Raw genomic sequence first — 20,607 nt, 5'->3', positions numbered from 1 at the left:
CCCCGCCCGTGTCGTCAGGAACCCATGCCGGCGGCGTCCACCGTCTCGGCGACGATCGTCACGCGGTCGTGGTCGACCGACATGAAGCCGCCGTCGACGACCGCGCTCTTCCAGCCACCGGCGTTGATGCGGACCTCGCCCTCGGCGAGGACGACGAGCATCGGCTGGTGGCCCGGGAGCACGCCGAGGTCGCCCTCGGTCGAGCGGGCGCTGACCTGGCTGGCCTCGCCCTCCCAGACCTTGCGGTCCGCGGCGACGAGCTCGACCTGGAGAGCCATCAGAGGTTCTTCTGGATCTCGGCCCACTGGCGCTCGACGTCGTCGAGGCCACCGCACATGAAGAACGCCTGCTCACCGACGTGGTCGAAGTCGCCGTCACAGATCTTGGTGAAGCCCTCGATCGTGTCGGCGAGCGAGACCGTGGAGCCCTCGATGCCGGTGAACTGCTTCGCGACGTAGGTGTTCTGCGACAGGAAGCGCTGGAGGCGACGGGCCCGGTTGACGAGGACCTTGTCCTCCTCGGAGAGCTCGTCGATGCCGAGGATCGCGATGATGTCCTGCAGCTCCTTGTTGCGCTGGAGGATCCCCTTGACGCGCAGCGCGGTGCTGTAGTGGTCCTCGGCGATGTAGCGGCGGTCGAGGATCCGGCTCGTCGAGGTGAGCGGGTCGACGGCCGGGTAGATGCCGAGCGACGCGATCTCGCGCGAGAGCTCGGTCGTCGCGTCGAGGTGCGCGAACGTCGTGGCCGGCGCCGGGTCGGTGTAGTCGTCGGCGGGGACGTAGATCGCCTGCATCGAGGTGATCGAGTGACCACGCGTCGAGGTGATGCGCTCCTGGAGGGTGCCCATCTCGTCGGCGAGGGTCGGCTGGTAGCCCACCGCGGACGGCATGCGGCCGAGGAGGGTCGAGACCTCGGAGCCGGCCTGCGTGAAGCGGAAGATGTTGTCGATGAACAGGAGCACGTCCTGCTTCTGGACGTCGCGGAAGTACTCCGCCATCGTCAGCGCCGACAGGGCGACGCGCAGGCGGGTGCCCGGCGGCTCGTCCATCTGGCCGAAGACCAGGGCGGTCTGGCCGAGGACGCCGGCCTCCTCCATCTCGACCATGAGGTCGTTGCCCTCACGGGTGCGCTCGCCGACACCGGCGAACACCGACACACCACCGTGGTCGCGGGCGACGCGGGCGATCATCTCCTGGATGAGGACGGTCTTGCCGACGCCCGCACCACCGAAGAGGCCGATCTTCCCACCCTGGACGTACGGGGTGAGCAGGTCGATGACCTTGATGCCCGTCTCGAACATCTGGGTCTTGGACTCGAGCTGGTCGAAGGCCGGGGCCTTGCGGTGGATCCCCCAGCGCTCGTTGACCTCGAAGCGCTCGCCCTCGGCGAGGTTCATGACCTCACCGGTCGTGTTGAACACCTTGCCGAGCGTGACGTCGCCGACGGGCACCGTGATGGGGCCGCCGGTGTCCTGCACCGCCGTGCCGCGGACGAGACCGTCGGTCGGCTGCAGGGAGATGGCGCGGACCATGTTGTCGCCGATGTGCTGGGCGACCTCGAGGTTGAGCGACTTCTTCTCGCCGCCGATCTCGACCTCGGTGGTCAGCAGGTTGTACTGGTCCGGCATGCCGTCGACGGGGAACTCGACGTCGACGACCGGGCCGATGATGCGGGAGATCCGGCCGACCGCGCCGGCGGCGGCGGCCTCGCTGTTCTCGGTGACAGTGGCAGTCATGGTCTCTCTCTCACTCACTTGCTCTCGGCCAGCGCGCTGGCGCCACCGACGATTTCGCTGATCTCTTGGGTGATCTCGGCCTGGCGCGCCTGGTTCGCCAGCCGGGTGTACTTCTTGATGAGCTCCTCGGCGTTGTCCGTCGCCGACTTCATCGCCCGCTGGCGGGCGGCGAGCTCGGAGGCGGCGGCCTGGAGCATGCAGTTGAAGAGCCGCGCGTTGACGTACTTCGGCAGCAGCGCGTCGAGCACCTGGGCGGCCCCCGGCTCGAAGTCGTACAGCGGGAGCAGCTCGTCCGCGGACGGCTTCTCCTCACCCTCGACGACCTCGAGCGGCAGGAGGCGGATGACGTCCGGCTCCTGGGTCACCATCGACACGAAGCGGCTGAAGACGACGTGCACCTCGTCGATGCCGCCCTCGTCGGTCGCCGTCGTGAAGTCGGCGACGAGCCGCTCCCCGACCTCGCGGGCGATCTCGAAGGACGGCTTCTCGGAGAAGCCGCTCCACTCCGCCGCGATCTCGCGGTGGCGGAACTTGTAGAACCCGATCGCCTTGCGGCCGAGGAGGTAGGGCACGACCTCCTTGCCCTCGTCGCGCAGGCGCGCGACGAGGCGCTCGCTCTCCTTGATGACCGAGGAGGAGTACGCACCCGCGAGGCCGCGGTCGGAGGTCATGATGACGACCGCCGCACGCCGCACGTCGGTCTTCTCGGAGGTGAGCGGGTGGTCCTCGGTCGAGAACGTCGCCACCGCCGAGACCGCACGGGTCAGCGCCCGGGCGTACGGCGAGGACTCGCGGACCGCCTCCTGCGCCTTGACGACGCGGGCCGCGGCCATGAGCTCCATGGCCCGGGTGATCTTCTTCGTCGAGCTGACGGCGCGGATGCGCTGCCGGTACTCCCGGATCTGCGCTCCCATGTCATCCCGCCTTTCGTCGTGTCTCGGTGGAGGGCGTCAGCGCTTCTGGCGGACGATCTGCTCCTGGTCGGAGTCCATCGCCTCGCTGCCGTCCTCGCCCTGGTCGTTGACCGGGACCGACTCGGCGCCCGAGCCGTCGAAGAGCTTGGTCTTGAAGGTCTCGACCTCGGCCTCGAGCGCCTGCTCGGTGCTCTCCTCGAACTTCCCCGTCTCGCGGATGGCCGCGAGGAGGTCGCCCTTGGTGCGGCGCAGGTGGTCGAGGAACTCGCCCTCGAAGCGACGCACGTCCTCGACGGCGACGCTGTCGAGCTTGCCGGTCGTGCCCATCCAGATGGAGACGACCTGCTCCTCGACCGGGACCGGCGCGGCCTGGCGCTGCTTGAGGAGCTCGACGAGGCGGGCTCCCTTCGCGAGCTGGGCGCGGGAGGCCGGGTCGAGGTCGGACGCGAACATCGCGAAGGCCTCGAGGGCGCGGTACTGCGCGAGGTCGAGCTTGAGGCGGCCGGCGACCGACTTCATCGCCTTGATCTGCGCGGCACCACCGACGCGGGAGACGGAGACACCCACGTCGATCGCCGGGCGGACGTTGGCGTTGAACAGGTCGGCCTGGAGGTAGATCTGGCCGTCGGTGATCGAGATGACGTTGGTCGGGATGTACGCCGAGACGTCACCCGCCTTGGTCTCGATGATCGGCAGGCCGGTCATCGAGCCCGCGCCGAGCTCGTCGGAGAGCTTCGCGCAGCGCTCGAGCAGCCGGCTGTGCAGGTAGAAGACGTCACCGGGGTAGGCCTCGCGGCCCGGCGGGCGGCGCAGCAGGAGGGAGACGGCGCGGTAGGCCTCGGCCTGCTTGGACAGGTCGTCGAAGACGATGAGGACGTGCTTGCCCTGGTACATCCAGTGCTGGCCGATGGCCGAGCCGGTGTACGGCGCGAGGTACTTGAAGCCCGCGGAGTCGGAGGCGGGGGCCGCGACGATGGTCGTGTACTCCATCGCGCCGGCGTCCTCGAGGGTGCCGCGCACGGAGGCGATCGTCGAGCCCTTCTGGCCGATGGCGACGTAGATGCAGCGGACCTGCTTCTCCGGGTCGCCGGTCTCCCAGAACTCCTTCTGGTTGATGATCGTGTCGACCGCGACCGTGGTCTTGCCGGTCTGGCGGTCACCGATGATCAGCTGGCGCTGGCCACGCCCGATGGGCGTCATCGCGTCGACGGCCTTGAGGCCGGTCTGCAGCGGCTGGTGGACCGACTTGCGCTGGACGACGGTCGGCGCCTGGAGCTCGAGCGCGCGGCGCTCGTCCGAGGCGATCTCGCCGAGACCGTCGATGGGGTTGCCGAGCGGGTCGACGACGCGGCCGAGGAACGCGTCCCCGACGGGGACCGAGAGGACCTCGCCGGTCCGCTTGACCTCCTGGCCCTCCTCGATCTTGGAGAAGTCACCGAGGACGACGACGCCGATCTCGTGGACGTCGAGGTTGAGCGCGAGGCCCAGCGTGCCGTCCTCGAACTGCAGCAGCTCGTTGGTCATCGCCGAGGGCAGGCCCTCGACGTGCGCGATGCCGTCACCGGCGTCGGTGACGCGGCCGACCTCCTCGCGGGAGGCCGCCCCCGGCTCGTAGGAGCGCACGTAGCTGTCCAGCGCGTCCCGGATCTCGTCCGGACGGATCGAGAGCTCCGTCATGTGTGATCTTCTCCTCGGTCACCGGCCCCTGTGGGCCGCAGTTCGTGTGGTCGTGCGTCTGAAGTTGTCGTGCGGAGGTCAGCTGCCGGTGACGTGCCGGCGCGCCTCGTCGAGGCGGCGCAGCACGGTCCCGTCGACGACCTCGTCGCCGACCTGGACCCGGATGCCGCCCATGACGGCGGGCTCGAGGACCACCTGGAGGGCGACGGCCTTGCCGTAGTGCTTCTCGAGCGCGCTGCGCAGGCGGGCCTGCTGCTGCTCGCTCAGGGCGACGGCGGTCGTCACCAGGGCGGTGAGCTCGTCGCGACGGCGCGAGGCGAGCTCGAGGTAGGCCTCCATGACCCGGTCGAGCCGACGACCGCGCGGCGTGCGCACGGCCTGCTCGACGAGGCGCACCGTCTCGGGGGCGGCCTTGGCGGCCAGCAGCGTCCGGACGAGGCCGGCCTTGCCCTCGGCGTCGGTGTTGCGGCTGGAGAGCGTGTCGCGCAGACCGGGGTCGGCGGCGACGATCCGCTCGAAGCGGAACAGCTCGTCCTCGACCCGGTCGATGCGGCCCGCGGACTCGGCACCCGCGAGGACCGCCTGCACGGCGAGGCTCTCGAGGGTGTCGCCGAGGTCGCGCTCGTCGGCCCACCGCTGGCCCGCCACCGTGGCGACGAGCTCGGCGGTGGAGGCGCCGAGGCGGCTGCCGAAGAGCGAGCGGGCGAGCCCGGCCTTCGCCGAGCCCTCGCGGGAGGGGTCGGCGAGGGCGCGTCGCAGCGACGCGTTGCCCTCGACGACACCGGTCACCGCGAAGAGCTCCTCGGCGAGGGTCCCGGCGTCACCGCCGCGCAGGGCGGTGTCGAGGGCCTCCTGGGAGGCCTTCGCGGCACCGCGGGACGAGCCACGCATCAGGCGTCCTGCCCGGCCGGCGCGACCTTCTCGGGCCGGACCTCGCCGGCCTCGAGCTCCGCGAGGAAGCGGTCGACGATGCCCTTCTGACGCACCTCGTCCTCGAGGGACTCGCCGACGATCTTGCTCGCGAGGGCGGTCGACAGCGTGCCGACCTCCTGGCGCAGCTGGACCACGGCCTGCTGGCGCTCGGCCTCGACCTGGCGCTTGGCCGACTCGGTGATGCGGGACGCCTCGGCCTGGGCCTGCGCGCGCATCTCCGCGACGATCTGGGCGCCCTGCTCGCGGGCGGACTCGCGGATCGAGTTCGCCTCGGCGCGGGCCTCGGCGAGCTGGGCCGTGTACTGCTCCAGCGCGGCCCGGGCCTCGGCCTGGGCGACCTCGGCCTGCTGCATGCCGCCCTCGATCGCCGCGGCGCGCTCCTCGTAGAGCTCCTCGAGGCGCGGGACGACCTTCGTCTTGTACAGCCAGTACAGGATGCCGAAGGCGATGATGCCGATGATCATCTCGGCGGGGTGGGGCAGCAGCGGGAAGCCCGAGGGGAATCCGGTCTCCTCGGCGGCCACTACGGATGCGGTGAGCACATCGCGTCCTTATCTCGTCGGTTCAGGTCGAGCAGGTGCAGGTCGGTGACCCGACGTCAGTTCGGGTTCGTGCCCTGGAAGACGAAGGCGAAGACGAGACCGAGGATGGCCAGCGCCTCCGTGATCGCCATGCCGGTGAAGGCGATGGTCTGGAGCATGCCGCGGGCCTCGGGCTGACGGGCCACACCGTTGATGTAGGCGGCGAAGATCAGGCCGACACCGATGCCGGGGCCGATCGCGGCGAGACCGTAGCCGAGGTAGGCGATGGAGCCGTACATGTCGTGTGTTCCTTTCGGTGGCGCCGGGCCGGTCCCGACGTCGGGGATGGTGCGGGGGTCGTGCTACCGGACGAGGCCGGGGGTCAGTGGTGCTCGCTCACCGCGTCGCTGATGTAGAGCGCGGCGAGGAGGGTGAAGATGAACGCCTGGAGGAACTCGATGAGGAGCTCGAAGAACGTCATCGCGATCGAGAAGACGAAGGAGAGGACGCCCGAGGCGTTGAGGAAGAGGTTGTCCCCGTGGAGGAGGAGGTACTCGCCGCCGAGGATGAACACGAGGAGCATCAGGTGGCCGGCCAGCATGTTGCCGAAGAGTCGCAGCGCGAGCGTCAGCGGCCGGATCACGAAGTACGTGAGGAACTCCAGCGCGAAGAGGATCGGCTTGAGCCAGCCCGGCAGGCCGGGGGGCACGAGGCTCTTGAAGTAGGGCAGGACTCCGTGCTTCCGGCGGATCGCGACCGTGTGGTAGGTGATGTAGACGATCACCGTGAGCACGAGCGGGATGCCGAGGCGGCTCATCGTCGGGAACTGGATGAACGGGACGATGCCGAAGACGTTGTTCACGAGGATGAGCGTGAAGAGCGTCATGAGCAACGGGACGAACTGCAGGAAGTCCTTGCTGCCGATGATGTCGCGCCCGATGGTGTTGCGGACGAAGTTGTAGCTGCCCTCGACGAGGAACTGGCTCTTGGTCGGGACGACCGACAGCTTGCGGGTCGCGCCGAGGTAGAACCACGCGAGGAGGCCGACCGAGATGAGCAGGACGAGTGCCGGGCGGGTCAGCACCCACGGGCCGGTGCCGTCGAACGGCACGACGGGCCACCAGAAGTTGGCCACGCCGGGGGTCTGGAAGCCCCCCTCGCCTCCTTCGGCGGTCGCGACGGCGGCGGGCAGCCAGCTAGCGGAGACCACGGTCGGGCTCACAGCCTCTCCTCGGGGAATTCACAGGCGCCGACGACGGGCACCCGGGTGGACTGGACGTACGCTACCCGACCGCCGCGAGTGGTCGCGACGGCGGGACCCGCGGTCCCGGGCGCGCTCACGGGCGCTCCTCCGGGTCCGCTGCGGGCTCGTCGTAGACGGGGAAACGAGCGGTGCGCATCGCGCGCCAGGCGAAGGCCTGCCAGGCGATGGTGACGACGAGGGCGGTCACCGCGAGCGCGGTGCCGTCGACCCAGGAGGCGTCACGGAAGACGATGAAGAACACGAGCAGGAGCAGGACCTGCCCGAAGTACACGGCCATCGCGACGGCGAAGAACGCGTGCGGGCTGGCGCTGCGGACGAGCCGGCTGAGCAGGAACATCCCCGAGGCGTAGAAGCCGACGGAGACGGCGAGGCCGAGCAGCGAGCCGACGAAGGCGTCTCCCCCGCGCACGACCGTCAGGACGACCACGGCCACGACGCCGGCGACGGTGGACGGGAGCAGCGCTCCTCGCAGCATCACCGCGAACGGCGCCCCGGCGGGGGCGACGGCGTTCTCCTGGGGGTCGGTCATCCGTGATCGGCCTTGTCGTCGAGGGGTGGAGATCGACTCTCCGTGGACGGCTTGTGAAAGTTATCACAAGCCCCCGGCGGGGCCAAAAGCGCAGGTCAGACGCGCCGGGCGAGGACCACCCAGATGGTCCGCGCGATGATCTCGAGGTCGAGCACCGGGGACCAGTTGACGAGGTACTGCAGGTCGTAGCCGAGCTTGTACTGGGCGTCGGTGTGGTAGCGCCCGTGGATCTGCGCGAGGCCCGTCAGCCCGGGAGGGACCTCGTGGCGGCGGGTGTACCCCGCGATCTCCTGGTCGAACCCCGCCGTCAGCTCGGGGCGCTCCGGGCGCGGGCCGACGACGGACATCCGGCCGGTCAGGATGTGGAGGATCTGCGGCAGCTCGTCGGCGCGGGTGGCCCGCACCCAGCGGCAGGCGGGGATGACGCGGGGGTCCGCCGTCCCGCTCGAGAGCTGGGCACCCTCGACCTCGGCGTCGGTGCGCATCGTGCGGAACTTGACCATCTCGAACGTCTCGCCGCCGACGCCGACGCGCGTCTGGCGGTAGAGCAGCGGGCGCCCCGCGACGGCGAGCTGGTGCAGCGCCACTCCCCCGAGCAGCAGCAGCCAGACGGGGGCGGTGGGGACGACGAGGACGAGGTCGAGCAGCCGCTTGAACCGTCGCTGCGAGATGGCCATGGTCTGCGGCATGAGGAGCACGAAGGGCAGGCCTGCGACCTCGCGCAGCCGGTCCAGGCCGAAGAGCGTCTCGCGCCCGCCGACGCGCAGCAGCACCGTGACGTCCTGCTGGTCCAGCCGGCCGATCGTGCGGGGGTACCAGACGTCGAGCCACGCGGCGGTCAGGAGCAGGACGTCCGTCGCCCCCGTGCGCGCCACCACCTCGACGATGCGGTGCGGGTCGTCGACCTCGGCGACGACCTCGAGCCGCGAGTGGTTGTCGACGACGTGCTGGCGGGCCAGCTCGATGTCGGGGCCGAGCCCCGCGAGCACGACGCGCGGAGGACCTTCGCGCCGCGTGCGCATCCAGTGGACGACGCCGCGGTTGACCGCGACGGCGACCCCCGCGAGCGCGATGACCGCCACGAGGTTGAGGATCGGGAACGGAAGGGGCCGGTCGACGATCGACCCGCGCTGGCGCAGCAGGGCGCTGAGCACGAGGTTGAGCAGGGCGACGAAGCTGCCGGCGGCGAGCGAGAGCCGCGCCGCCCGCGGCAGGACCGCTGCTCCCCCGAGCCGGGGCTCGCGCTCGTAGAGCCCGCCGAAGTAGAAGGCCACGAGGAAGATGAGGGAGGAGACGGCGAACGACAGCCCGTAGAGGGCCGTCGGGTACGTCGGCCAGGGCGGCAGCCCGTTGCGCCAGAGCATCGACAGCACCGACAGCAGGAACACGGCCCCGGCGTCGAGCACCATGACGAGCCGGAAGCCCCGGCGGTTGAGCCGGGTCAGCAGGCGCGGTTCGGGGGCCGGGACGGAGTCGGTCACGGGCGGCGGCTCCGGCGGCCTCAGGCCGGGCGGGGGTACGCCGGGAACGCCTGCACGAGCTCGGTGACCTCGGCGCGGACCTCGCGCGAGACCGCGTGCTGCGGGTCGGCGTCGCCCTCGGTGACGGCCCGGGCGATGAGGCGCGCGATGGTGCGCATCTCGTCCTCGCCCATCCCCTGCGTCGTGACGCACGGGGTGCCGACCCGGATGCCGGACGCGATGTTCGGCTTCTGGGGGTCGAACGGGATCGCGTTCTTGTTGAGCGTGATCCCCGCGGCGTCGCTGCGCGCCTCGGCGTCGACACCGGTCACGTGCACACCCTGAAGGTCGTGCAGGCTGAGGTGGGTGTCCGTACCACCGGTCGTCGGGCGGATCCCGTGCTCCCCGAGGGCCTGCGCGAGCACCTTCGCGTTGGCGATGACCTGGCGCGTGTACGCGGCGTACTCGGGGGTCGCGCACTCCTTGAAGTTGACGGCCTTCGCGGCGATCGTGTGCATCTGCGGGCCACCCTGCATCATCGGGAAGACGGCCTTGTCGATGGCGGCGGCGTGCTCCTCGCGGCAGACGATCGCGCCGGAGCGCGGGCCGCGCAGCACCTTGTGCGTCGTGAACGAGACGACGTCGGCGTGCGGCACCGGGCTCTCGATGGCCTGCCCGGCGACGAGGCCGATGAAGTGCGCGGCGTCGACCCAGAAGATCGCGCCGACCTCGTCGGCGATGGCCCGGAAGCGCGCGAAGTCGATGGTGCGCGGGATGGCGGACCCGCCGGCGAGGAGCACCTTGGGGCGGTGCTCCTTGGCGAGGCGCTCGACCTCGTCGTAGTCGATGTCCTCGGTGTCCTTGTCGACGCCGTAGTGCACGGCGTCGAACCACTTGCCGGAGAACGAGACCTTGGTGCCGTGGGTCAGGTGCCCGCCGTGCGGGAGGCTCATCGCGAGGATGGTCTCGCCCGGCTTGAGGAACGCGCCGTACACGGCCTGGTTCGCGCTGGCGCCCGAGTGCGGCTGGACGTTGGCGTGGTCGGCGCCGAAGAGGGCCTTGGCGCGCTCGATGGCGAGCGACTCGGCCTTGTCGACCTCCGAGCAGCCGCCGTAGTAGCGGCGCCCCGGGTAGCCCTCGGCGTACTTGTTCGACAGCGTCGAGCCGAGGGCCGTGAGGACCTCGGGGCTCGAGAGGTTCTCGCTGGCGATGAGCTGCAGCCCGCCGCGGAGCCGGTCGAGCTCGCCGGTGAGGACCGAGGCGATCTCGGGGTCGAACGCCGAGAGGGCGTCGAAGTCGGATCCGTAGAACGTGTCACTCATCGTCGGCGCTCTCCCGCGGCTCGTCCTGGCTGCTCGCGCCGGGCCCGGCGCCCGACAACTCTAGGGCGTCGGCGCGCGAGCGCTCGACGACGGCCATGACGGCCTCCTCCGACAGCGCGCCGAGCCGGAGGATGGCCGGCTCGTCGCGGGTGCAGTCGACGATGGTCGACGCGAGGCCGCCCGTGCTCGGGCCGCCGTCGAGGTAGAACTCGACGCTTGCGCCGAGCTGCGTCGCGGCCTCGACGACCGTTCGGCTCGAGGGGTACCCGTGGCGGTTGGCGCTGCTCACGGCCATCGGGCCGACCTCGCGCAGGAGCGCGAGGGCGACCTCGTCGTCGGGCATCCGCAGCGCGACCGTGCCGCCGGTCTCGCCGAGGTCCCAGGCGAGCGAGGGCTGGGCGCGCAGGACGACGGTGAGCGGGCCGGGCCAGAACTCCTCGACCAGCGCGCGCGCGTAGTCGGGCACCTCGGTCGCGAGGCCCTCGAGCGTGCGCGCCTCGGGGACGAGGACCGGCGGCGGCATGTCGGTGCCACGGCCCTTGGCGTCGAGGAGGTCGCGGACGGCCTCCGGCGAGAAGGCGTCGGCGCCGATGCCGTACACGGTGTCGGTGGGCAGGACGACGAGACGTCCGTTGCGGACCCCCTCGGCGACCTTGGGCAGCGCGTCGGCGCGCCCCGCCTCGGTGGTGCAGTCGAAGACCGGGCTCATGGGGACCAGCGTAGGGCGCGGGCCCCGCCGGGACGCGGAGGGTTCAGCCGCGCCCGTCGCGGACCGCGACGGTGGTGCGCGGCCGGCCGGCGAGGTCGCGGTGGTCGACGACGTCGCGCCACTCCCCCGTCGCCCGCAGCGCCGCCGGCAGGCTCTCGCCCTGCTCGTCGGCGTGCTCCATGACGAGCACCCCGCCGGCGTGCAAGAGCACCGCGGCCCGCGCGGCGACGGCGAGCGGCACGGCGAGGCCGTCGGCGGAGCGGCCGTACAGCGCCAGGGCCGGGTCGTGGTCGCGCACCTCGGGGTCGACCGGGACGGCGCCGTCGGGGATGTACGGCGGGTTGCTCACGACGACGTCGACCGTCCCCTCGAGGTCGTCGAAGGCCGTCGTGGCGTCACCGAGCCGCAGGTCCACCGGCAGGCCGAGTCGGTCGGTGTTGCGACGCGCCCAGCCGTGCGCCTCGGGCGACAGCTCGACGGCGTGCACCCGGGCGCCCGGCACCTCGTCGGCGACGGCGAGCGCGATGGCCCCCGACCCGGTGCAGAGGTCGACGACGACCGGGGCCGACCCCGCCACGCGGGCCGCCTCGACCGCGTGCCCGGCCGTCAGCTCGGTCTCGGGGCGCGGCACGAAGACGCCGGGCCCCACGGCGAGGGTCAGGTGCCGGAAGTGCGCCCGTCCGGTGAGGTGCTGCAGCGGCACCCGCGCGGCCCGTTCCTGCACGAGGTCCTCGAACCGCGCCGCGTCCCGCTCGACGACGGCCGTGCGCAGGATGCCCCGCATCCGCACCTCGCCGTGGTCGACGCCGAGCACGTGCGACAGGAGCTCGACGGCGTCGGCGTCCGGCGACGGGACGCCGGCCCCCGCGAGCGCGGCCCGCGCCCCGGCGAGGAGGACGTCGGTCGTCGTCATCGGTCGGAGATGGCGGCGAGCCTCGCGGCCTCGTCGGCGTCGACGGCGGACTGCACGACCGGGTCGAGGTCGCCGTCGAGCACGGCGTCGAGGTTGTGCGCCTTGTAGCCGGTGCGGTGGTCGCTGACGCGGTTCTCGGGGAAGTTGTACGTGCGGATGCGCTCGCTGCGGTCGACGGTGCGGACCTGGCTCGCGCGGGCGTCGGACTCGGCGGCGTGCCGCTCGTCCATCGCCATCTGGTGCAGGCGGGCGCGCAGCACCCGCAGCGCGGCCTCGCGGTTCTGCAGCTGGCTCTTCTCGTTCTGGCACGAGACGACGAGCCCGGTCGGCAGGTGCGTGATCCGGACGGCGGAGTCGGTCGTGTTGACGCTCTGCCCGCCCGGGCCGCTGCTGCGAAAGACGTCGATCCGCAGGTCGCCCGCGTCGATCGTCACCTCGACCTCCTCGGCCTCGGGCATGACCCAGACCCCGGCGGCGGAGGTGTGGATGCGGCCCTGGCTCTCGGTGACGGGAACGCGCTGCACGCGGTGCACGCCGCCCTCGTACTTCAGGCGCGCCCACGGCGCCTCGCCGGGCGCCACCGCGCCCCGCGACTTCACCGAGACGCGGACGTCCTTGTAGCCGCCGAGGTCGGACTCGGTCGCGTCGAGGACCTCGGTGCGCCAGCCGCGGCGCTCCGCGTGCCGCAGGTACATCCGCAGGAGGTCACCGGCGAAGAGGGCCGACTCCTCGCCGCCCTCCCCCGCCTTGACCTCGAGGATGACGTCGCGGTCGTCCTCGGGGTCGCGCGGCACGAGGAGGCGGCGCAGCCGGTCCTCGGCCGCGGCGACCTCCGCCTCGAGCGCGGGCAGCTCCTCGGCGAAGGCCGGGTCCTCGCCGGCCAGCTCGCGGGCCGCCCCGAGGTCGTCGTGGGCCGTGCGCCAGGCGCGGTGCGCGGCGACGACCGGGCCGAGCGCGGCGTAGCGCTGGTTGGCCTCGCGCAGCCGGTCGGGGTCGGAGGCGACGGCGGGGTCCCCCATCGCACGCTCGAGGGCGGCGTGCTCGGCGACGAGCACCTCGGCGGACTCGATCACGGGCCGGACCTCCTCGGGACGGGTGGGGGTGGAGACACGGACGCGCCGGCCCGCCCTCCAGGGGCGGACCGGCGCGTCGCGGATGCTACTTGGCGGCCTTCTTGCCGTAGCGGGCCTCGAACCGGGCCACGCGGCCACCGGTGTCGAGGATCTTCTGCTTGCCCGTGTAGAACGGGTGGCAGGCGCTGCAGACGTCGGCGTGGATGACGCCGTTGGCCGCGGTGCTGTGGGTGGTGAACGTGTTGCCACACGTGCAGGTGACGGTGGTCTCCACGTACGTGGGGTGGATGTCCTTCTTCACGATGTCTCCTCGGATGTCTCCGGGTCGGCGGGCCCAGCACCCTGCTGGTCACCCTGGGCGCCCCGACTGCGGCCCTCGTGGGAGGCTGCTCAGGAAACGCGTCTGTGCCGTGAACCGGTCCAGCGGTCAAGTGTGCCAGAGCAGGTCACCGTCTCCTAAACGGCGGTGCTCCGTCCTCGACCACCCTGCACAACGGCCCGGGTGGCCGCGGCATTCCCGCCGTCGGGCGGTGCCCGGGCCCGTCAGACGACGGACAGGTGCCGGCCCGGCGCGGCGGTCGGCCAGGTCAGCTCGACGACGTTCCCCACCCCGGCGACCGACGTCACGTGGAGCCGGCCGCCGAGCGCCTCGACGGCCTCGCGGGTGAGGCCGCCGTCGGAGCCGGCCGGGGCGACGCCCGGGCCGGTGTCCCCGAGCCGCAGGGTGACGAGCCCGGCGTGCCGGCCCAGCGAGAGCGCGACCTCCGTCCCCGGGGGCAGCGTGGCCACGGCCCGCACGAGCACCGGGACGACGAGGTCGTGCCACGCCGCGGAGGGCAGCGGGAGGTCGAGCGGCTCGTCGTCGAGGTCGACCGAGAACAGGAGCGAGCGCCGGCAGGCGGCCGCGGCGAGGGTGGTCACGGCGTCGACGAGCAGCGCGGAGAGGTCGGGGGCCTCGGGCAGTGGCGAGGTGACGGGCTGGGCGGACATCGGGACTCCTTCCGGTGCTCGGTGGGGGCGTGCCGCCACGCTAGGGACCCGCCCCCGGGTGCGGTCCAGACCTCGGCCGCAGGTGGGGCCGTTCGCCCGATGCCCTCCTCGACCGGTCATCGCCCCGGGCCGACCGTCGGTCCCGGGGGCTACCGTCGGGCGGATGAGATACGGAGCCGTCGTCCCGTGGGCCACCGAGCGCGAGTTCGCCGATCTCGCGCGCGTCGCGGAGGACGCGGGGTGGGACCAGGTCTTCACGTGGGAGGCCGTCTGGGGGCAGGACGCGTGGGCGACCCTCGCCGCGGCGGCGATGGTCACCGAGCGCATCCGGCTCGGCACGATCGTCACCCCGGCGTCCCGCTACCGGCCCTGGGACCTCGCCTCCCGGGTGGCCTCCGTCGACCGGCTCTCCGGTGGACGGGTCACCCTCGGCGTCGGGCTCGGCGCCCTGCACGGCAACTGGCTCGCCTTCGAGCCCGACGAGGGCCGCGCGACCCGCGCCGCGAAGCTCGACGAGGGCCTCGCCGTGTGGGCCGGGCTCCTGCGCGGCCAGCCGTTCGAGCACCAGGGCGAGCACTGGTCGGCGCAGCCGGTCACCGAGCTCGTGCCCCCTCCCCCGGCGCAGCGCCCGCACCCGCCGGTCTGGTGCGTCGGCGCGCTGCTGCCCGGTCGCTCCCGCCAGCGCTCGCTCGAGCGCGCGGCCCGCTGGCAGGGTGTCCTGCCCGCGGTCGTCGGCGCGGGCCTGGACGACCCCGGCTCGCGCCTCACCCACGACGCCCTGCGCGAGGTCGTCGCGCGGCTGACCGACCTACGGGCCGGCGCCGGGCTCTCGATGGACGGCTACGACGTCGTCGTCGAGGGCGACTCCCACGGGTCGTTCGGCGACGCCCGTCCTCCGGTCGACGCGTGGGCCGAGGCCGGCGCGACGTGGTGGGTCGAGTCCTGGTGGGACCTCCCCGACGACGACGCCGGGCGGACGGAGCTGCGCCGCCGGCTCGCGCTCGGTCCGCCGCGCTGACGTGCCGTCCACCGCGACGACGACGCCCCGGCCACGCCATGGCGTGACCGGGGCGGCCGGGTCGGGCGGGGCGCCTCAGGCGTCCTCGTCCTCCGGCTTCATCGAGCTCGTCTGCTGCACCGAGACGAGGAACTCGTAGTTCGTCTTCGTCTTCTTCAGCCGGTCGAGCAGCAGCTCGATGCCCTGCTGGCTGTCGAGCGCGGCGAGCACCCGGCGCAGCTTCCACATGATCTTCAGCTCGTCGGGGGCCAGGAGGATCTCCTCGCGCCGCGTGCCGGAGTTGTTGACGTCGACCGCCGGGAAGATGCGACGGTTCGCGAGCTGCCGGTCGAGCTTGAGCTCCATGTTGCCGGTGCCCTTGAACTCCTCGAAGATCACCTCGTCCATCCGCGAGCCGGTCTCGACGAGCGCCGTCGCGAGGATGGTCAGCGAGCCGCCGTCCTCGATGTTGCGCGCCGCCCCGAAGAACTTCTTCGGCGGGTAGAGCGCCGCCGAGTCGACGCCGCCGGACAGGATGCGCCCGCTCGCCGGCGCCGCCAGGTTGTACGCGCGGCCGAGCTTGGTGATCGAGTCGAGGAGCACGACGACGTCGTGGCCCATCTCGACGAGGCGCTTGGCGCGCTCGATGGCGAGCTCGGCGACGGTCGTGTGGTCGTCGGCGGGCCGGTCGAAGGTCGAGGCGATGACCTCGCCCTTGACGGCGCGCTGCATGTCCGTGACCTCCTCAGGACGCTCGTCGACGAGGACGACCATGAGGTGGCACTCGGGGTTGTTCGTCGTGATCGCGTTGGCGATGGCCTGCATGACCATCGTCTTGCCGGCCTTCGCCGGGGCGACGATGAGCCCGCGCTGGCCCTTGCCGATCGGGGCGACGAGGTCGATGATCCGCGTCGTCAGCTGCTGCTGCGTCGTCTCCAGGCGCAGGCGGTCCTGCGGGTAGAGCGGCGTCAGCTTGCCGAACTCGGGGCGCCGGCGGGCGTCCTCCGGGGTCATCGCGTTGACCGTGTCGAGACGCGCGAGCGGCGTGTACTTCTGGCGGTTGTTGCGCCCGCCGACGGTGTGCTGCTGCGCCTCCTCGCCCTCGCGGACGGCCTTGATCGAGCCGGTGACCGCGTCACCCTTGCGCAGGCCGTAGCGCTTGACCATCTGCATCGGGACGTAGACGTCGCTGCTGCCCGGCAGGTAGCCGGTCGTGCGGACGAAGGCGTAGCTGTCGAGGATGTCGAGGATGCCCGCGACCGGCACGAGGACGTCGTCGTCGTGGATCTGCGGCTCCCCCGCCTCGGAGCGCTGCTCGGGGGCGTCACCGGGCTGGCGGGTCCGCTTGTCGCGGTTGCGTCCCCGGTTGCGGCGACGGCGACCGCGGCCGCCCTCCTCGTCGTCGTCCCGGCGCTGCTGGTCGGGGGCGCCGCGGTCGTCACGGGGCTGCTCGCGCTCGTCGCGCTGCTGCTCGCCACGGTCACGGCCCTGCTGCTCGCCGCGGTCACGGGCCTGCTCGCGCTCGGAGCGCTCCCGGCGGGGCTGCTCGCGCTGCTCGCGCTGCTCGCCGCGGTCGCGGGACTGCTCGCGGTCGCCGCGCTCGCGCACCTGCTCGCGCTCGGCACGCTCGACGGCCGGCGCCGGCTCGGGCGCGCGCTCGGCGGCCGGCGCCGGCTCGGCGGGGGCCTCGGTGCGACCGGCCGGGGCCTCGGCCCGGCGGGAGCGGCGCGCGACGGGCTGCTCGCCCGTGGCGGCGGGGCCGCTCTCGCCGTTCTGGCGGGCGCGGATGGCGGTGACGAGGTCGCCCTTGCGCATCTTGGCGGTCCCGCTGATGCCCATGCTCGAGGCGAGGCCCTGCAGCTCGGCGAGCCGCATGGCCGACAGGGCGCCGGACCGGCGCTGGCCGCCGGCGGACGCCGACGCCTCGAGGGTGGTGGTGTCTGACACGAAGGATCCTTTCCCTCGCTCGTGGACCGGCAGGGTGAGCCGGTCTGGGTGGAAGGGGCCACGCCCGAGCGTGCAGCCGGTCAGGCTGCGGTCTCTGTGCCCCGGGGGCGTGGGAGGGCGGTCGGCTGCAGGCATCGGGAACAGGGCCCGGCATCGGCGGCGATCGCTCGTTCTCCACAGTACCACCGCGCCCGGGGCCCGGACGCCGGATCCACTGGGACGGACACCGCGCGCGTCCGTGCAGGTCAGGGCCCGTCGACGACCTCGACCGACGCACCCTCGGCGGGGATCCCCGGTGTGAGCACGCGCCACCCCGCGGGGCCGAACGAGCGGGCGTGGTCGAGCCGCTCCCGCTGCGCGAGGACGAGAACCGACGGCCCGGCCCCCGAGATCGCGGCGGCGTGACCATCGGCGCGCAGGGCGTCGACGAGCGCCATCGACGCGGCGTAGGACGGCCGGCGCGCCTCCTGGTGCAGCCAGTCGCGGGTGGCCTCGACGAGGAGGGCGGGCTCGTCGCGCAGGGCGTGGACGAGGAGCGCGGCGCGGGCGGAGTTCGCCGCGGCGTCGGCGAGGCGCACCTGCTGCGGCAGCACCGAGCGGGCGCGCGCCGTCGAGAGCTGGGTGTCCGGGGCGAAGACGACGGGCGCGAGGTCCGGGTGCACCGGCAGGCGCACCGTCGTCGTCCCCCCGGGCTCGCTCCACGAGAGGGTCACGCCGCCGTAGACGCTCGCGGAGGCGTTGTCGGGGTGGCCCTCGAGACGCGCCGCCAGCGAGTTCGCGGCGTCGAGGTCGACCGCTCCCCCGTCACCGCGCGAGACCGAGGCCAGGGCGAGCGCGGCGACGATGCCGGTGACGATCGCCGTCGCCGACGAGCCCATCCCCCGGCCGTGCGGGACGGCGTTGACGCACTCGAGGCGCAGGCCGGCCGGCGCCTCGACGGCCGCCTCCGCCCAGGCCGTGCGCATCGCGCGGTGCACGAGGTGCGTCTCGTCGAGCGGGACGGCGCCCGCCCCCTCGCCCTCGACGACGACGACGAGGCCGGGCTCGGCGGTGACGGTCGCGCGGCAGCGGTCCCACACACCGAGGGCGCAGCCGACGGAGTCGAACCCGGGCCCCAGGTTGGCGCTGCTCGCCGGCACGCGGACGTCGACGGCCACCCCCGGGCGCAGCGCGCTCACGTCACCCCTCGAGGCCGAGCGCGGCCGCGACCGAGTAGGCGTCGACCGGCACGCGGACCGGCTCGACGTCGCCGCCGTCGGCCGAGCGCAGGGCCCACTGGGGGTCCTTGAGGCCGTGGCCGGTCACGGTGCAGACGACGGTGGCGTCCTGCGGCATCCGCCCGGCCCGGTGCATCTTGAGCAGGCCGGCGATGCTGGCCGCCGACCCGGGCTCGACGAACACGCCCTCGGTGGAGGACAGCAGGCGATGGGCCTCGAGGATCTCGTCGTCGGTGACGGAGTCGATGAGGCCGCCGGACTCGTCGCGTGCCGCCTCGGCCTGCCGCCACGAGGCCGGGTTGCCGATGCGGATCGCCGTGGCGACGGTCTCGGGGTGGTCGACCGGGTGACCGAGGACGATCGGTGCGGCGCCGGCCGCCTGGAAGCCCCACATCTGCGGGCGCCGGGTGGCCACGGGCGGCAGGAGCGTGCCGTCGAGAGCCGGTGTCTCCGAGGCGTACTCGGTGTAACCCTTCCAGTACGCCGTGATGTTGCCGGCGTTGCCGACCGGCAGCACGTGGATGTCCGGGGCGTCGCCGAGCGCGTCGACGACCTCGAACGCGGCCGTCTTCTGGCCCTCGATGCGTGCGGGGTTGACGGAGTTGACGAGCTCGACCGGGTAGGACTCGGCGAGCTTGCGGGCGACGGTCAGGCAGTCGTCGAAGTTGCCCTCGACCTGGATGAGGGTGGCGCCGTGGGCGATCGCCTGCGACAGCTTGCCCATCGCGATCTTGCCGTCGGGCACGAGGACGGCGCAGGTCATCCCCGCCTTGACCGCGTACGCGGCGGCGCTGGCGCTGGTGTTGCCCGTGCTGGCGCAGATGACGGCCTTCGCGCCGTTCAGCTTCGCGGCGGAGATCGCCGCCGTCATCCCGCGGTCCTTGAAGGACGCGGTCGGGTTGAGGCCCTCGTACTTGACGAGGACGTTGGCCCCCGTGAGCTGCGAGAGGTTCTCGCACGGGATCAGCGGGCTCCCGCCCTCGAGGAGGGTGACGACCGGCGCGCCGGCCAGGCTCGGCAGGCGCTCGGCGTACTCGCGGATGACGCCGCGCCACTGGTGGGCCACGTCAGGCTCCTTCCACACGCATGACGGAGGCGACGTCGTCGACCGCCTCGAGGGCGGCGAGGGCGTCGACGGTGGCGGACAGCGCGGCGTCGCTCGCGCGGTGGGTCACGACGATGAGCCGCGCCCGGTCGCCCTCGTCGGGGACGACCTGCTGGCGGACGGTCTCGATCGAGACGCCCTGCTCGGCGAAGACCGCCGCGACCTGCGCGAGCACGCCCGGGCGGTCGGCCACGTCGAGGCTGATGTGGTAGCGCGTCACGGCACGCCCCAGGTCGACGACGGGCAGGTCGGCGTAGGCCGATTCCCCCGGCCCGCGCCCGCCGGCCACCCGCTGGCGGGCGACGGCGACGACGTCGCCGAGGACGGCGGACGCCGTGGGGTCGCCGCCCGCGCCGCGGCCGTAGAACATCAGCTCGCCGGCGGCCTCGGCCTCGACGAACACGGCGTTGAACGCCTCGCGGACGCTGGCCAGCGGGTGCGAGCGCGGGACCATCGCCGGGTGCACGCGCACGCTGACGGCGTCGGCGCCCTCGGCCTCGACCCGCTCGCAGATCGCGAGCAGCTTGACGACGCAGTCGTTCTCGCGCGCGGCGTTGATGTCGGCGGCGGTCACCTCGGTGATGCCCTCGCGGTGGACGTCGGCCGAGGACACGCGGGTGTGGAACGCCAGGCTCGCGAGGATGGCGGCCTTCGCGGCGGCGTCGAAGCCCTCGACGTCGGCGGTCGGGTCGGCCTCGGCATAACCGAGCGCCTGGGCCTCGGCGACGGTCTCGGCGAAGCCGGCCCCCGAGACGTCCATCTTGTCGAGGACGAAGTTCGTCGTCCCGTTGACGATGCCCATGACCTTGCGGACCCGGTCGCCGGCGAGCGACTCGCGCACCGGCCGCAGGATCGGGATCGCCCCGGCGACCGCGGCCTCGTAGTACAGGTCGACCCCGGCCCGGGCGGCGGCCTCGAACAGCGTCGGGCCGTCCTCGGCGACGAGCGCCTTGTTGGCGGAGACGACGGCCGCGCCGTGCTCGATCGCGCGCAGGATGAGGCCGCGCGCCGGGTCGATGCCCCCGACGACCTCGACGACGACGTCGGCCCGGGTCACGAGCTCCTCGGCGTCGGCGGTGAAGAGCGAGGGGTCGACCGGGACGTCCGGCCGCGGGCGCTGCGGGCGCCGCACCGCGATGCCGACGAGCTCGAGCGGGGCGCCGACGCGCGCGGCGAGGTCGTCGGCCTGCTCGACGAGCATCCGGGCCACGGACGAGCCCACGACGCCGCACCCGAGCAGGGCGACGCGCAGGGGTGCGCCGGGTTCGTGGGCCATGGCGGGATCGGTCTCCTCGGTCGTC

21 protein-coding genes are annotated in these 20,607 nt (G+C 72.9%); 1 reads left to right on the top strand and 20 read right to left on the bottom strand.

Annotated elements, in window-relative coordinates; translation table 11 throughout:
• Positions 1–14: 14 nt before the first annotated feature.
• The 16 genes from IG69_RS0108830 to IG69_RS0108750 form a co-directional block, all read right to left on the bottom strand.
• A complete protein-coding gene (locus IG69_RS0108830) occupies positions 15–281 on the bottom strand; it encodes a F0F1 ATP synthase subunit epsilon (protein ID WP_030527799.1) in 267 nt (88 codons plus the stop codon).
• The gene (atpD, locus tag IG69_RS0108825; protein ID WP_030527798.1) at positions 278–1,735 is read right to left on the bottom strand and encodes a F0F1 ATP synthase subunit beta; all 1,458 of its coding nucleotides are present in this window, start codon (positions 1,733–1,735) and stop codon (positions 278–280) included. Before atpD ends, IG69_RS0108830 begins: the two co-directional genes overlap by 4 nt.
• A 14-nt stretch (positions 1,736–1,749) precedes the next feature.
• Positions 1,750–2,649: a F0F1 ATP synthase subunit gamma gene (locus tag IG69_RS0108820; RefSeq protein ID WP_030527797.1), complete on the bottom strand. Its 900-nt coding sequence runs from the start codon at positions 2,647–2,649 to the stop codon at positions 1,750–1,752.
• 36 nt (positions 2,650–2,685) lie between these two features.
• Positions 2,686–4,326 (bottom strand): F0F1 ATP synthase subunit alpha, encoded by a 1,641-nt coding sequence (atpA, locus tag IG69_RS0108815; protein ID WP_030527796.1) that lies wholly within the window; start codon positions 4,324–4,326, stop codon positions 2,686–2,688.
• A 78-nt stretch (positions 4,327–4,404) separates the two neighbouring features.
• The gene (locus tag IG69_RS0108810) at positions 4,405–5,217 is read right to left on the bottom strand and encodes a F0F1 ATP synthase subunit delta (protein ID WP_030527795.1); all 813 of its coding nucleotides are present in this window, start codon (positions 5,215–5,217) and stop codon (positions 4,405–4,407) included.
• Positions 5,217–5,801: a F0F1 ATP synthase subunit B gene (locus tag IG69_RS0108805; RefSeq protein ID WP_030527794.1), complete on the bottom strand. Its 585-nt coding sequence runs from the start codon at positions 5,799–5,801 to the stop codon at positions 5,217–5,219. The genes IG69_RS0108810 and IG69_RS0108805 overlap by 1 nt, the downstream gene beginning before the upstream one ends.
• A 56-nt stretch (positions 5,802–5,857) precedes the next feature.
• The gene (atpE, locus tag IG69_RS0108800) at positions 5,858–6,079 is read right to left on the bottom strand and encodes an ATP synthase F0 subunit C (RefSeq protein ID WP_030527793.1); all 222 of its coding nucleotides are present in this window, start codon (positions 6,077–6,079) and stop codon (positions 5,858–5,860) included.
• Between the two features lie 83 nt (positions 6,080–6,162).
• Positions 6,163–7,002 (bottom strand): F0F1 ATP synthase subunit A, encoded by an 840-nt coding sequence (gene atpB, locus IG69_RS0108795; RefSeq protein WP_030527792.1) that lies wholly within the window; start codon positions 7,000–7,002, stop codon positions 6,163–6,165.
• Positions 7,003–7,117: 115 nt separating this feature from the next.
• Entirely contained in the window at positions 7,118–7,573 is a 456-nt protein-coding gene (locus tag IG69_RS0108785; RefSeq protein ID WP_030527791.1) for a Cg1360 family ATP-synthase-associated protein, read from the bottom strand.
• 95 nt (positions 7,574–7,668) lie between these two features.
• The gene (locus IG69_RS20960; protein ID WP_051750387.1) at positions 7,669–9,054 is read right to left on the bottom strand and encodes a sugar transferase; all 1,386 of its coding nucleotides are present in this window, start codon (positions 9,052–9,054) and stop codon (positions 7,669–7,671) included.
• A 20-nt stretch (positions 9,055–9,074) separates the two neighbouring features.
• The gene (locus IG69_RS0108775; RefSeq protein ID WP_030527789.1) at positions 9,075–10,355 is read right to left on the bottom strand and encodes a serine hydroxymethyltransferase; all 1,281 of its coding nucleotides are present in this window, start codon (positions 10,353–10,355) and stop codon (positions 9,075–9,077) included.
• A complete protein-coding gene (locus IG69_RS0108770) occupies positions 10,348–11,064 on the bottom strand; it encodes an L-threonylcarbamoyladenylate synthase (protein ID WP_036829612.1) in 717 nt (238 codons plus the stop codon). Before IG69_RS0108770 ends, IG69_RS0108775 begins: the two co-directional genes overlap by 8 nt.
• A gap of 43 nt (positions 11,065–11,107) precedes the next feature.
• Positions 11,108–11,977: a peptide chain release factor N(5)-glutamine methyltransferase gene (gene prmC, locus IG69_RS0108765; protein WP_030527787.1), complete on the bottom strand. Its 870-nt coding sequence runs from the start codon at positions 11,975–11,977 to the stop codon at positions 11,108–11,110.
• Complete coding sequence (gene prfA / locus IG69_RS0108760) at positions 11,974–13,050, bottom strand: peptide chain release factor 1 (protein WP_030527786.1); 1,077 nt, start codon at positions 13,048–13,050, stop codon at positions 11,974–11,976. The genes prmC and prfA overlap by 4 nt, the downstream gene beginning before the upstream one ends.
• Positions 13,051–13,135: 85 nt before the next feature.
• Positions 13,136–13,351, bottom strand: coding sequence for a 50S ribosomal protein L31 (gene rpmE / locus IG69_RS0108755; RefSeq protein WP_030527785.1), 216 nt, complete (start codon positions 13,349–13,351; stop codon positions 13,136–13,138).
• A 242-nt stretch (positions 13,352–13,593) separates the two neighbouring features.
• Entirely contained in the window at positions 13,594–14,040 is a 447-nt protein-coding gene (locus IG69_RS0108750) for a sensor histidine kinase (RefSeq protein ID WP_030527784.1), read from the bottom strand.
• Positions 14,041–14,203: 163 nt separating this feature from the next.
• Between IG69_RS0108750 and IG69_RS0108745 the strand changes: the two genes are divergently transcribed.
• Positions 14,204–15,058 (top strand): LLM class flavin-dependent oxidoreductase, encoded by an 855-nt coding sequence (locus tag IG69_RS0108745; RefSeq protein ID WP_030527783.1) that lies wholly within the window; start codon positions 14,204–14,206, stop codon positions 15,056–15,058.
• 75 nt (positions 15,059–15,133) lie between these two features.
• On the opposite strand, the gene rho is transcribed toward IG69_RS0108745, so the two are convergent.
• The 4 genes from rho to IG69_RS0108725 all read right to left on the bottom strand — a co-directional run bounded on the left by rho (position 15,134) and on the right by IG69_RS0108725 (position 20,582).
• Positions 15,134–16,984, bottom strand: coding sequence for a transcription termination factor Rho (gene rho, locus IG69_RS0108740; protein ID WP_030527782.1), 1,851 nt, complete (start codon positions 16,982–16,984; stop codon positions 15,134–15,136).
• A 245-nt stretch (positions 16,985–17,229) separates the two neighbouring features.
• Positions 17,230–18,162, bottom strand: a complete 933-nt coding sequence (gene thrB / locus IG69_RS0108735) for a homoserine kinase (RefSeq protein WP_030527781.1) — start codon at positions 18,160–18,162, stop codon at positions 17,230–17,232.
• A 1-nt stretch (position 18,163) separates the two neighbouring features.
• Positions 18,164–19,267, bottom strand: a complete 1,104-nt coding sequence (thrC, locus tag IG69_RS0108730) for a threonine synthase (RefSeq protein WP_030527780.1) — start codon at positions 19,265–19,267, stop codon at positions 18,164–18,166.
• Between the two features lies 1 nt (position 19,268).
• Positions 19,269–20,582, bottom strand: a complete 1,314-nt coding sequence (locus tag IG69_RS0108725; protein WP_030527779.1) for a homoserine dehydrogenase — start codon at positions 20,580–20,582, stop codon at positions 19,269–19,271.
• Positions 20,583–20,607: the final 25 nt, after the last annotated feature.

The organism is Phycicoccus jejuensis (assembly GCF_000720925.1).
Taxonomy (GTDB): Bacteria; Actinomycetota; Actinomycetes; order Actinomycetales; family Dermatophilaceae; genus Phycicoccus; species Phycicoccus jejuensis.
This window is presented reverse-complemented; position numbering and strand designations above follow the sequence as displayed.

What these genes read in the sequence shown, in the direction of transcription:
- atpD (WP_030527798.1), bottom strand. Translation starts at nt 1,735, where the DNA reads ATGACTGCCACTGTCACCGAGAACAGCGAGGCCGCCGCCGCCGGCGCG.
- IG69_RS0108820 (WP_030527797.1), bottom strand. Translation starts at nt 2,649, where the DNA reads ATGGGAGCGCAGATCCGGGAGTACCGGCAGCGCATCCGCGCCGTCAGC.
- atpA (WP_030527796.1), bottom strand. Translation starts at nt 4,326, where the DNA reads ATGACGGAGCTCTCGATCCGTCCGGACGAGATCCGGGACGCGCTGGAC.
- IG69_RS0108810 (WP_030527795.1), bottom strand. Translation starts at nt 5,217, where the DNA reads ATGCGTGGCTCGTCCCGCGGTGCCGCGAAGGCCTCCCAGGAGGCCCTC.
- atpE (WP_030527793.1), bottom strand. Translation starts at nt 6,079, where the DNA reads ATGTACGGCTCCATCGCCTACCTCGGCTACGGTCTCGCCGCGATCGGC.
- IG69_RS0108785 (WP_030527791.1), bottom strand. Translation starts at nt 7,573, where the DNA reads ATGACCGACCCCCAGGAGAACGCCGTCGCCCCCGCCGGGGCGCCGTTC.
- IG69_RS0108775 (WP_030527789.1), bottom strand. Translation starts at nt 10,355, where the DNA reads ATGAGTGACACGTTCTACGGATCCGACTTCGACGCCCTCTCGGCGTTC.
- IG69_RS0108770 (WP_036829612.1), bottom strand. Translation starts at nt 11,064, where the DNA reads ATGAGCCCGGTCTTCGACTGCACCACCGAGGCGGGGCGCGCCGACGCG.
- prmC (WP_030527787.1), bottom strand. Translation starts at nt 11,977, where the DNA reads ATGACGACGACCGACGTCCTCCTCGCCGGGGCGCGGGCCGCGCTCGCG.
- IG69_RS0108750 (WP_030527784.1), bottom strand. Translation starts at nt 14,040, where the DNA reads ATGTCCGCCCAGCCCGTCACCTCGCCACTGCCCGAGGCCCCCGACCTC.
- IG69_RS0108745 (WP_030527783.1), top strand. Translation starts at nt 14,204, where the DNA reads ATGAGATACGGAGCCGTCGTCCCGTGGGCCACCGAGCGCGAGTTCGCC.
- IG69_RS0108725 (WP_030527779.1), bottom strand. Translation starts at nt 20,582, where the DNA reads ATGGCCCACGAACCCGGCGCACCCCTGCGCGTCGCCCTGCTCGGGTGC.